The organism is Pseudarthrobacter raffinosi, assembly GCF_023913835.1.
Taxonomy (GTDB): Bacteria; Actinomycetota; Actinomycetes; order Actinomycetales; family Micrococcaceae; genus Arthrobacter; species Arthrobacter raffinosi.
In genome coordinates, this window is sequence record NZ_JAMXBG010000020.1 from 66,391 (window position 1) to 77,460 (window position 11,070).

An 11,070-nucleotide genomic window follows, 5' to 3' on the forward strand; every position below is an offset into this window, starting at 1 on the left:
TTATCCCGCCACCTAAACTGGGTCCATGACCACTGGCCGGCACAGCGCCCTTGAACTTGACCCCGCCCTGGACGACTATCAGCTGGCATCCGCGCTGGTGCGCGAAGCCGGGCAACTGGCGCTCCTGATGCGCATGGCCGGGCTGCAGTCCCAGCAGAAAACCTCCATCTCCGACGTGGTGACCGCCGCGGACCACGCTGCGGAAGCCTACGTGCTGGGGCAGTTGCGGCGCTGCCGGCCGGAGGATGGCATCTTAGGGGAGGAGGGCGCCTCGGTGGCCGGAACCAGCGGCCGTACCTGGGTGGTCGACCCCGTGGATGGCACCTATAACTTCCTGCACGGATCCACATACTGGTGCTCGGCCCTCGCACTGAAGGACCCGTCCGATGTGCTGCTCGGCGCGATTTTCCAGCCGGAGGAGGACAAGCTCTGGCTGGGCGGAACGGCCCACGCGGCCACACTGAATGGCGAGGTACTGACCGCCTACCGTGACTCGGGCGCTGTCCAGGATGGCGGGGCGCGCAACGCAACCGCGCTCGCCGAACTCGGCGCAGCCACCTACATCCACCCCACCTGGCTGATGGATCCGCTCTGCGCCATGCCCTGGCACGCTGCGGCCACCTCCGCCGCGGCGCTGCGGATGTTCGGCTCCGGGTCCTGCGACCTGGGCCGGGTGGCCGATGGCCAGCTGGGATGCTGGTTCCAGCACAGCTGCCCGGAATGGGACTGGTTGCCGGGCAAGGCGATCGTCCGCGCCGCCGGCGGCGCCACGGACACGGTCCGGATCAACGGCCTGGACTGGTTTATGGCGGGAGGCACGACGGCGGTGCGGGAGTTGCGTGCGGCCCTTGAGTCGGGCTCCATCGCCTGAGTCCGGGCCGCCTTTTGCGCGCTTCCCGGGTGGGAGCACGGTGTTATCCACAGGCTGGACCTGACTGTCAGCCCCACCGCCTAGACTTGTAGGCACCATGGATATGTTGTTTGACCCGTACTCTGACGGACCGTTCAAGGCCGCCGCGCCAGCCTCCGCCCGCACCAAGTCGCGCCCGGAAGGCCTTGCCGCGGCCGCCGAATTCGGTGGCGGCGGGCCGGGCGGCGGCTCCGAACACGCAGCAGAACAGGGCGCCCAGCGCACGGGCGGCTGGGCCAACCAGCAGCCCTCTCATGACGGCAACGGCGAGCCGGCCCACCACCGGCCCAACGCCGAGGAACTCCTGGAGGGGCTTAACCCGCAGCAGGAGGAGGCCGTCAAGCACGCCGGCGGCGCCCTGCTAATTGTGGCCGGCGCCGGCTCGGGAAAGACCCGCGTTCTCAGTAACCGGATCGCCTACCTCATTGCCACGCACCGCGCGCACCACGGTGAGGTCCTGGCCATCACGTTCACCAACAAGGCCGCCGCCGAGATGCGGGAGCGCATCGCGGCGCTGGTGGGTGGACGGGCCAAGATCATGTGGATCTCCACGTTCCACTCATCCTGCGTGCGTATCCTGCGCCAGGAGGCCGCGAACGTCGGCCGGAAGTCGAACTTCTCCATCTACGACTCCGCGGACTCGCTGCGGCTGGTCGTCCAGGTCTCCAAGAGCCTGGACCTGGATCCCAAGAAGTTCGCGCCCAAGGCCATCCAGCACAAGATCTCCGCGCTCAAGAACGAGCTCATCGACGCCGATGCCTACGCGTCCTCCGCGAATTACAACGATCCCTTCGAGTCCGCTGTGGCTGACGTCTTCAAGGGCTACACCCAGCGGCTGCGCCAGGCCAACGCCATGGACTTCGATGACCTCATCGCCGAGACCGTCTACATGTTCCGCGCCTTCCCGGCGCTCGCCGCGTCCTACCGACGGCGGTTCCGGCACGTCCTCGTGGACGAGTACCAGGACACCAACCACGCCCAGTACGCCCTGGTCCGCGAGATAGTGGGTGAGGGCCCCGGTGCGTCCGAGCTCACCGTCGTGGGCGACTCCGACCAATCCATCTACGCCTTCCGCGGCGCCGACATCCGCAACATCGTGGAGTTCGAAAAGGACTACCCGGACGCCCGCACCATCAAACTGGAGCAGAACTACCGCTCCACGCAGAACATCCTCAGCGCGGCCAACTCCGTGATCTCACGCAACCCCAACCGCCCCGACAAGCGGCTGTGGACCGCCGAGGGCGAGGGCCACAAGATCATCGGCTATGTGGGCGAGAACGAGCACGCCGAGGCCCAGTTCATTGCCAAGGAGATTGACCGGCTCCAGGACGAGGACAACCTCCGCCCCGGTGATGTTGCCATTTTCTACCGCACCAACGCGCAGTCCCGTTCCATTGAGGATGTGCTGGTCCGGGTGGGCCTGCCGTACAAGGTGGTGGGTGGCACCCGCTTCTACGACCGCAAGGAAATCAAGGACGCCCTCGCGTACCTCCGCGTTCTGGTGAACCCGGACGACGACGTCAACCTGCGCCGGGTGCTCAACGAACCCAAGCGCGGCATTGGTGACCGCGCCGAAGGTGCCGTGGCCGCACTGGCCGAGCGCGAACGGATGTCGTTCATGGCCGCCGCCCGGCGGGCTGAAGAAGCTCCCGGCATGGCCACCCGTTCCGTCAACGCCGTCCTCGGGTTTGTGAAACTGCTGGACGACCTCGCAGAGGTTGCCTCCGGTTCAGGCGCCGCCGCCGCGCTGGAGGCCGTCCTGGAACAGACCGGCTACCTCGCCGGGCTGCGTTCCAGCACTGATCCACAGGACGAGTCCCGCGTGGAGAACCTGGCGGAACTCGTCGCCGTCGTGCGTGAATACGAACAGGAGAACCCGGAAGGGTCCCTGGGTGCGTTCCTGGAACAGGTGTCGCTGGTGGCAGACGCGGACCAGATCCCGGACGCCCCCGGCGCGGACATCGACGCCGCCGTGGCCGAAGCCAAACGCCTGGGCGTGGTCACGCTGATGACCCTCCACACCGCCAAGGGGCTCGAATTCCCGGTGGTGTTCCTGACCGGCATGGAACACGGGCTGTTCCCGCACCAGCGGTCGGCCACGGACCCCAAGGAACTCGCCGAGGAACGCCGGCTGGCCTACGTGGGCCTGACCCGCGCGCGCAAGCGCCTCTACGTCACCCGGTCCGAAGTCCGCAGCATGTGGGGCCAAAGCCAGTACAACCCGGCCAGCCAGTTCCTCGAGGAAATTCCGGCGGAGCTGCTGGAGTGGAAACGCGAAGGCACCAGCCGGCAGTCCGGCGGGTGGGGGAGCAGCAGCGCGGCGATCGGCTCCAGCCGTTACGGCGGATCCTTCTGGGGCGCCGGCACGTCCCGCGGTGCGGCCGCCGATTCCTCGGCGGGCTTCAACGCAGACGTTCCCGCGGCGATCGCCAAGAACCGGGTCCAGCCGCAGAAGGAGATTGTGGCCGTCAGTGTGGGCGACAAGGTCAACCACACCAGCTTCGGCAACGGCACGGTGCTGGCGCTGGAAGGCGCGGGGGACAAGACGGTGGCCAAGGTGAAGTTCAGCGTCGGTGAGAAGCGTCTCCTGCTCCGCTACGCGCCGCTCACGAAGCTCGACGCCTGACCACGCTTGCCCTTGTCCGGGCACCCCGGCTGGCTTACAGTTCAGGAACGCGCGGTACCCGGGAAACAGCGGGTAGCCGGTGAACCGGTGAAGCGCAGGCCATTTGAGCACAGCAGAACTTGAGCACAGCATATTCGGGGGCACCACTGTGAAGATCCTGTTCGCCAGCCAGGCCATTGACGGCCATTTCAACCCCATGACGGGCGTGGCGATGCGGCTCAAGGACCGCGGCCACGAGGTGGCCTGGTACACGGGTCCCGTCTATGCGGACAGGCTCGGCGGAATGGGAATCCAGCACTTCCCCTTCCGCAGGGCCATCGAGCACCGCGCGGACAACCTCAATGAGCTCTATCCGGAGCGGGCCAAGCTCAAGGGCCCACGGGCCATCGGCTTCGACGGCGAGAAGATTTTCGCCAGCAACGTCAGCCACTTCTTCGAGGACATCCGCGAGGTCGCGCAGCAGAATCCCTTCGACGTTCTTGTGGCGGACAGTTCCATGTTCATTCACCGGCTCGTCTCCCACTTGATGGGCAAGCCGGTGGTGAATTTTGTTGCGATCCCCAACATGGAAAGCGACCCGCAGGTGCCGCCGCTTTTCTTCGGGTTCCGGCCGCCCCGCAATCCCGTGGAGAAGGCGGTCCAAGGCCTGGCGGGCCTGCTGTCCGACAAGGTCATTCTTCGGCCTGCCAGTCAAAGCTACCGCCGGCAGCATGCCGCCTACGGCCAGGCTGTTCCGCGGCAAGGCCGGCTGACGGACGAACCCTATCGGTGCTCGGACGCCATTATCCAGACCGGCACGGAATCCCTCGATTTCCCGCGGCGCCGGGTCAACGCCAAAGTGCACTACGTCGGGGCGCTCCTGCCATACCGGTCGCCTGGCCAGGCGCCCGCCGATCCTGGTGGGAACAGTGGGGACGGCGGCTTTCCCCGGTCCTATCCCGCAACACTCGTTGTCACCCAGGGAACAGTGGACAACCTGGACCAGGACAAACTCATCGTTCCGTCGCTTGAGGCAGTCAAGGACATGGATGCGTTGGTTATCGTCGCAACCGGCGGGCACGGCACCGAGCAACTGAAGGCCCGCTACCCGCAGCCCAACGTGGTGGTGCGGGACTACGTGGACTTCGCGGAGGTCTTTGACTTCACGGATGTCTTCATCACCAACGGCGGATTTGGCGGTGTGCAGCTGAGCCTGTCCAAGGGGGTTCCCTTGGTGGTTTCGGGCATCAACGAGGGCAAAAGTGACGTCAACGCCCGGGTGGAACACTCCGGCGTCGGCATTAACCTCAGGACGGAGTCACCCAAGCCCGCAGACATAGCGGCTGCAGTTCGAAAGGTCCTGGCGGATCCCGGCTGGAAATCCCGCGCCCGGACGATGCAGGAGCAATTCGACCGTGAGGATCCCGCCGAAGCTGCTGCCGCCGTCGTAGAGGCCGCCGGGACGCGCCCGACGGACTGAGACCGCTGCCGGGGCATAATGGAGGCCATGCGACGGACTGTATTGGGGATCCTGGCCGCCCTCTTCGTAGTGACCGGCACTGCCTGCAGCATCACCACCGAGGACCCGGGCTATGTGGCTCCGCCGCCGCTGCCGGCCATGGAACAACTGGAACAGGCAGCGCTGGCCGACCCCGCCGCGTTCAGGGCCAGCGGGGATGTCCTGTCCTTCATCACGGAGGACCGGAACATTGTGTGCTCCCTGCCATCGGCCCGTGGGGAACACCTCAACCTCCCGTATGAGTCGAACAGCTTCAGTGATGCGGCCAACAACAAGCTCGCCACCGTCCCGGTGGCGCATTGCGAGCTTGCCGGATACCCCAAGCCTGCCGCGGGCGACATCAAGGACGACTGCGCCGGCACCGGCCTGGGCTATCTGGGCGGAGCGGCGCTGCTCAGCCCGGACAGGGCAACGTATGGGGAGTGCCGTTCCGGCGTCACACAAATGGAGGCAGCCTACGGACCCAAGGGAAACAAGAGCGGCCCGCTGACGGAACTGCGGGTCCTCGCCGAGCGCCAGAACCTGGAAGGGAACGGGCTGCGCTGTTCGGCCCATAACGGCGGTGTGGCGTGCGGAAACGTCTCGGCCGGCGTCGGGTTCTTTGTGGCCCGGGACCGCTACGAACCTATTTCCAAGGACGCGGCAACAGCCTCCACGGCACCCGCGGAGGCCTCAAAAACCCCGTAATCTAGGCGTTTTTCTACGCTCCATAGAATAGTGTCGTTACTCACATAAGCGGTAGTGTGGAACGGGCCGGTCCTCTGAGAGGGCTAGAGTTCCGAATGGAGCATTGCGCTGTGGGGCCCGTTTCCGGACTGGTCGCAGGTGCAGGCAATCCGCAGCCCGGTCATCGTCTTCGGCGATGCCCGACTGTACAGAAACTACTTCGACGTAGAAGGACACTAAACCGTGGACCTGTTTGAATACCAGGCGCGCGATATGTTCGAGGCGCACGGTGTACCCGTGCTTGCCGGCATCGTGGCGTACACCCCAGAAGAAGCAAAGGCAGCTGCCGAGAAAATCGGCGGCGTAACTGTCGTTAAGGCCCAGGTTAAGGCTGGTGGCCGCGGTAAGGCTGGCGGCGTCAAGGTTGCCAAGACCGCCGATGAGGCGTTTGAGCACTCCACCAACATCCTGGGCATGGACATCAAGGGCCACACCGTCAACAAGGTGATGATTGCCCAGGGTGCCGACATTGCCGAGGAGTACTACTTCTCCGTCCTGCTGGACCGGGCCAACCGCAACTACCTGGCCATGTGCTCGGTAGAAGGTGGCATGGAAATCGAACAGCTCGCCGTCGAACGCCCTGAGGCGCTCGCCAAGATCGCCATCGACCCCGCTGTGGGCATCGACCAGGCCAAGGCCGACGAAATCGTCGCAGCTGCAGGCTTCGATGAGGAACTGCGCGGCAAGGTCGCCGCCGTGATCCTCAAGCTCTGGGACGTTTTCAAGAAGGAAGACGCCACCCTCGTTGAGGTAAACCCGCTGGTCAAGACCGGCGCCGGCGACATCGTGGCACTGGACGGCAAGGTCTCCCTCGACGAGAACGCCGGCTTCCGCCACGCCAAGCACGCCCTCCTCGAAGACAAGGACGCTGCAGATCCGCTCGAGGCCAAGGCCAAGGCGCAGGACCTGAACTACGTCAAGCTGGACGGCTCCGTTGGCATCATCGGCAACGGTGCGGGCCTGGTCATGTCCACCCTGGACGTTGTCGCCTACGCCGGTGAAAACCACGGCAACGTCAAGCCCGCCAACTTCCTGGACATCGGCGGTGGAGCTTCCGCCGAGGTCATGGCTGCCGGCCTCGACGTCATCCTGGGCGACCCGCAGGTCAAGTCCGTATTCGTGAACGTCTTCGGTGGCATCACCGCGTGTGACGCCGTCGCCAAGGGCATCGTTGGCGCGCTGGCCGAGCTGGGCCACTCCGCGAACAAGCCGCTGGTAGTCCGCCTCGACGGCAACAACGTTGAAGAAGGCCGCCGCATCCTGGCCGAGGCCAACCACCCGCTGGTTACCCTGGCCGCCACCATGGACGAGGGCGCCGACAAGGCCGCCGAGCTCGCCAACGCAGCTAAGTAAAGGGACGCACCATGTCTATCTATCTGAACAAGGACTCCAAGGTCATCGTCCAGGGCATCACCGGCGGCGAAGGCACCAAGCACACCGCCCTGATGCTGAAGGCCGGCACCAACATTGTTGGTGGCGTCAACGCCCGTAAGGCCGGCACCACGGTCCTGCACGGCGATACCGAAATCACCGTTTTTGGCACCGTCAAGGAAGCCATGGCTGAAACCGGCGCCGACGTCTCCATCGTTTTCGTGCCGCCGGCATTCACCAAGAACGCCGTGGTTGAGGCCATCGAGGCAGGCATCGGCCTGGTCGTAGTCATCACCGAAGGCGTGCCGGTCCAGGATTCCGCCGAGTTCTGGGCACTGGCCCAGTCCACGGTTGACGCCGACGGCAAGCAGGTCACCCGCATCATCGGCCCGAACTGCCCCGGCATCATCACGCCGGGCGAAGCGCTGGTTGGCATCACGCCGGCCAACATCACGGGCAAGGGCCCCATCGGCCTGGTTTCCAAGTCCGGAACCCTGACCTACCAGATGATGTACGAGCTGCGCGACCTGGGCTTCTCCACCGCCATCGGCATCGGCGGCGACCCGGTCATCGGCACCACACACATCGACGCCCTCGAAGCGTTCGAAGCCGACCCGGAGACCAAGGCGATCGTCATGATCGGCGAAATCGGCGGCGACGCCGAGGAGCGTGCCGCCGACTACATCAAGGCACACGTCACCAAGCCGGTTGTTGGCTACGTGGCCGGCTTCACCGCTCCCGAAGGCAAGACCATGGGCCACGCAGGCGCCATCGTCTCCGGTTCCGCCGGTACCGCCCAGGCCAAGAAGGAAGCCCTCGAGGCTGCAGGCGTGAAGGTCGGCAAGACGCCGTCCGAGACCGCCAAGCTGCTGCGCGAAGTTTTCGCAACGCTCTAGGCACTACAGCACTACAACGCGGGGTCACTCCCTGCCCCTTCCAGAGGTTGGATCGGGCACGGGAGTGACCCCGCGTTGTTGTTTAAAGCACGACGACGGACGCTCACCTTCTGCTGGAAGGTGAGCGTCCGTCGTCGTACTCGAGCGGTGACTAGGCGGTCGCGTGGAGCCGGGGGAGTGCGTCCACCAGCGCGGCCAGCTCGGGAATCTCCTGGGCCTCGGCCAGGGCGCGCTCCAGCGTGGCGTCATGGACCGGGCGCGTTTCCTCCAGCAGGGCGATGCCGCTGGGCGTGAGCTCGGTGTAGATGCCGCGGCGATCGTCCGCGCAGAGGATCCGGGTCAGCAGGGCGCGGTCCTCAAGCCTGTTGACCAGCCGAGTGGTGGCGCTGGCGCTGAGGGCTGTGGCGCGGGCGAGCTGCTGCATGCGCATGTGCCAGCCGTCCTGGCGGCTGAGCGCATCCAGCACGGTGTACTCCACCACTGACAGCTTTGATTCGGCCTGCAGGGAGCGTTCCAGCTCACCCTCGATCAGGCCGTGCAGCGCCGCGAGCGTGCGCCAACCCTGTGCCCGGACCTCCACGGCGTCGTCCTTGATGCCCATCTGTCTTTCCTCTCGCGGGTGCTCCGGCCGCCTGGCGGCGTGAGGCGGAACACAATCGATAATCGTTGCTTGCGCGGTGTATCTGCTTGTGCAACAATAAATAACGCGTCTGCAACTACTAGCTTACGCGTCCTATCTCATTCCGTACAGTTTTCAAAGGAGCATCCACATGCCCATTGGCCTGATAGCCCTCGCCCTCGGCGGGTTCGGCATCGGACTCACCGAGTTCGTGATCATGGGCCTGCTGCCCGAGGTTGCCGCCGACTTCCAGGTCAGCGAGGCCACGGCAGGCTGGCTGATCTCCGGATACGCCCTCGCCGTCGTGGTCGGCGCCTTGGTGCTGACCGCGGCGGTGACCCGCTTCGAACGCAAGCCCGTCCTCGCTGTCCTGCTGGTCCTGTTCATCGCCGGCAACCTGCTCTCCGCCATCGCTCCCGATTACGGGATGATGATGGTCGGCCGGATCATCGCCGCCCTGGCGCACGGTGCCTTCTTCGGGATCGTAGCCGTGGTGGCCGCGGACATGGTTGCCCCCACCAAAAAGGCCGGCGCCATCGCCATCATGTTCACCGGGCTCACCGCAGCCAACGTCCTGGGCGTGCCGTTCGGCACGATGCTGGGACAGGCCGCAGGCTGGCGCTCGACGTTCTGGGCCATCACCGTCATCGGGGTCATCGCCCTGGCGGGAATCCTGGCGCTCGTTCCGAAGACCGGCCATGGCGACACCACGCCCGGAACCCTGCGCAGCGAACTACGCGCCTTCCGCTCCGGCCAGGTGTGGCTCTCCATCCTGGTCACCATCCTCGGCTACGGCGGGATGTTCGGCGCCTTCACCTACATCGCCTTCACGCTCACCGCGGTCTCCGGCTTCGCAGCCTCCACCGTTCCGTGGCTGCTGATCGTCTTCGGCGTAGGCCTCTTTATCGGCAACACCATCGGCGGCAAGGCCGCGGACCGCAATGTGGACCGCACGCTCGTGGTGGTGCTCTCCGTGCTGGTGGTGGTGCTCGTCGGTTTTGCCCTGACCGCCGGCAACCAGGTGCTCACCGTTGCCTCCATCGTCCTGATGGGCGGCTTCGGATTCGCCACCGTGCCTGGACTGCAGATGCGCGTGATGAAGTACGCCTCCAGCGCCCCCACCCTCGCGTCCGGCGCCAATATTGGTGCCTTCAACGTGGGCAACGCCCTCGGCGCCTGGCTCGGCGGAGTGACCATCACCGCCGGACTCGGCTACACCTCGCCCATCTGGGCCGGCGCCGGCATCACCCTGCTGGGGCTCGTGGTGATGATCATCGCCGCCGCCGGAGCCAAGCGGGCCGTCCGGCAGGCACCCGCAGACGCCGCTCCCGGCGGACGCGTGGCCGCCGAACCTGTGGCAGTCCTGCACTAATCCTTCAAACGTCAATCCTCAACCCGCAACAGGAGAACCCATGACTTCCACCCCCATCACCACGTCCATCCCCGAGATCACCCTCAACAACGGCGTGCGGATGCCGCAGCTGGGGTTCGGCGTCTTCCAGGTGTCCGACGACGACACCACTGCCGCGGTCAGCCACGCGCTTGCAGCCGGCTACCGGAGCATCGACACCGCCGCCATCTACGGCAATGAGGCGGGTACCGGACGTGCCATCGCCGAGTCCGGCATCGACCGCGAAGAGCTGTTCATTACGTCCAAACTGTGGGTGGCCGACCTCGGCTACGACGCCACGCTGGCCGCGTTCGAGGCCAGCCTGGACAAGCTGGGACTGGACTACCTGGACCTCTACCTCATCCACTGGCCGGCGCCGGCAACCAACCTGTACCTCGAGTCCTGGCGGGCGCTGGAGCACCTGCTGGCCAGCGGCAAGGCCCGGGCCATCGGCGTCTCCAACTTCCTCCCCGAGCACCTGCAGAAGGTCATTGACCTGGGCGGCACGGTCCCGGCCATTAACCAGATTGAGCTCCACCCGGCCCTGCAACAGCGGGACATTGCAGACTTTAATGCCGCACACGGGATCGCCACGGAGGCCTGGAGCCCGCTCGCGCAGGGTGCCGTGCTGGCAGATCCGGCCGTTGTGGACATCGCGGCACGGCATGGTGTGAGCCCGGCGCAGGCCATTCTTCGCTGGCACCTGCAGCAGGGCCGGATCATCATCCCCAAGTCCGTCACTCCGCAGCGAATCAGGGAGAACCTGGACGTCTTCGGCTTCGACCTGACGGGCGACGAACTCTCTGTCATCGACGGCCTGGAGCGCGACGGCCGCACCGGTCCGCACCCGGCGGAGTTCAACGGCTAGGAAAAGCCCACCCTCGGGTCTCGACGGGCTCGACCACCGGTGCAGCGACGGGTCTCGACGGGCTCGGGGCTTGAGGACCAATGCTCGGGAGAGTCACGCTAAGCCGGTGGGGCCAGGTAGTAGAGGTTCTGGTCGGCACCGCTGTTACGCCGGGTCACGGCGTTGG

The 11,070-nt window shown here is 65.8% G+C and carries 9 protein-coding genes; 8 read left to right on the forward strand and 1 reads right to left on the reverse strand.

Annotated features, from left to right (window positions below):
- Window positions 1-25 precede the first annotated feature (25 nt).
- The 6 genes from NG697_RS17425 to sucD all read left to right on the forward strand — a co-directional run bounded on the left by NG697_RS17425 (window position 26) and on the right by sucD (window position 8,027).
- Window positions 26-871, forward strand: coding sequence for an inositol monophosphatase family protein (locus NG697_RS17425; protein WP_252602337.1), 846 nt, complete (start codon window positions 26-28; stop codon window positions 869-871).
- A gap of 97 nt (window positions 872-968) precedes the next feature.
- The gene (gene pcrA / locus NG697_RS17430; protein ID WP_252602338.1) at window positions 969-3,536 is read left to right on the forward strand and encodes a DNA helicase PcrA; all 2,568 of its coding nucleotides are present in this window, start codon (window positions 969-971) and stop codon (window positions 3,534-3,536) included.
- A 103-nt stretch (window positions 3,537-3,639) separates the two neighbouring features.
- On the forward strand, window positions 3,640-4,995 hold the full coding sequence (locus NG697_RS17435; RefSeq protein ID WP_252602340.1) for a glycosyltransferase: 1,356 nt from the start codon (window positions 3,640-3,642) through the stop codon (window positions 4,993-4,995).
- Between the two features lie 18 nt (window positions 4,996-5,013).
- Window positions 5,014-5,721 carry a hypothetical protein gene (locus tag NG697_RS17440; RefSeq protein WP_252614793.1) on the forward strand — a complete coding sequence of 236 codons (708 nt, stop codon included), beginning with the start codon at window positions 5,014-5,016 and terminating at the stop codon, window positions 5,719-5,721.
- Window positions 5,722-5,943: 222 nt separating this feature from the next.
- Complete coding sequence (gene sucC / locus NG697_RS17445; protein ID WP_141139579.1) at window positions 5,944-7,113, forward strand: ADP-forming succinate--CoA ligase subunit beta; 1,170 nt, start codon at window positions 5,944-5,946, stop codon at window positions 7,111-7,113.
- Between the two features lie 11 nt (window positions 7,114-7,124).
- Window positions 7,125-8,027 carry a succinate--CoA ligase subunit alpha gene (sucD, locus tag NG697_RS17450; RefSeq protein WP_252602344.1) on the forward strand — a complete coding sequence of 301 codons (903 nt, stop codon included), beginning with the start codon at window positions 7,125-7,127 and terminating at the stop codon, window positions 8,025-8,027.
- Window positions 8,028-8,178: 151 nt separating this feature from the next.
- Here the strand turns inward: sucD and NG697_RS17455 are convergent, their stop codons facing one another.
- Window positions 8,179-8,628 (reverse strand): MarR family winged helix-turn-helix transcriptional regulator, encoded by a 450-nt coding sequence (locus tag NG697_RS17455; RefSeq protein WP_252602347.1) that lies wholly within the window; start codon window positions 8,626-8,628, stop codon window positions 8,179-8,181.
- Window positions 8,629-8,797: 169 nt separating this feature from the next.
- Between NG697_RS17455 and NG697_RS17460 the strand changes: the two genes are divergently transcribed.
- Window positions 8,798-10,018: an MFS transporter gene (locus tag NG697_RS17460; protein ID WP_252614794.1), complete on the forward strand. Its 1,221-nt coding sequence runs from the start codon at window positions 8,798-8,800 to the stop codon at window positions 10,016-10,018.
- Between the two features lie 40 nt (window positions 10,019-10,058).
- Window positions 10,059-10,904: an aldo/keto reductase gene (locus NG697_RS17465; protein WP_256471231.1), complete on the forward strand. Its 846-nt coding sequence runs from the start codon at window positions 10,059-10,061 to the stop codon at window positions 10,902-10,904.
- Window positions 10,905-11,070 lie beyond the last annotated feature (166 nt).

What these genes read in the sequence shown, in the direction of transcription:
- NG697_RS17425 (WP_252602337.1), top strand. Translation starts at nt 26, where the DNA reads ATGACCACTGGCCGGCACAGCGCCCTTGAACTTGACCCCGCCCTGGAC.
- pcrA (WP_252602338.1), top strand. Translation starts at nt 969, where the DNA reads ATGGATATGTTGTTTGACCCGTACTCTGACGGACCGTTCAAGGCCGCC.
- NG697_RS17440 (WP_252614793.1), top strand. Translation starts at nt 5,014, where the DNA reads ATGGAGGCCATGCGACGGACTGTATTGGGGATCCTGGCCGCCCTCTTC.
- sucD (WP_252602344.1), top strand. Translation starts at nt 7,125, where the DNA reads ATGTCTATCTATCTGAACAAGGACTCCAAGGTCATCGTCCAGGGCATC.
- NG697_RS17455 (WP_252602347.1), bottom strand. Translation starts at nt 8,628, where the DNA reads ATGGGCATCAAGGACGACGCCGTGGAGGTCCGGGCACAGGGTTGGCGC.
- NG697_RS17460 (WP_252614794.1), top strand. Translation starts at nt 8,798, where the DNA reads ATGCCCATTGGCCTGATAGCCCTCGCCCTCGGCGGGTTCGGCATCGGA.
- NG697_RS17465 (WP_256471231.1), top strand. Translation starts at nt 10,059, where the DNA reads ATGACTTCCACCCCCATCACCACGTCCATCCCCGAGATCACCCTCAAC.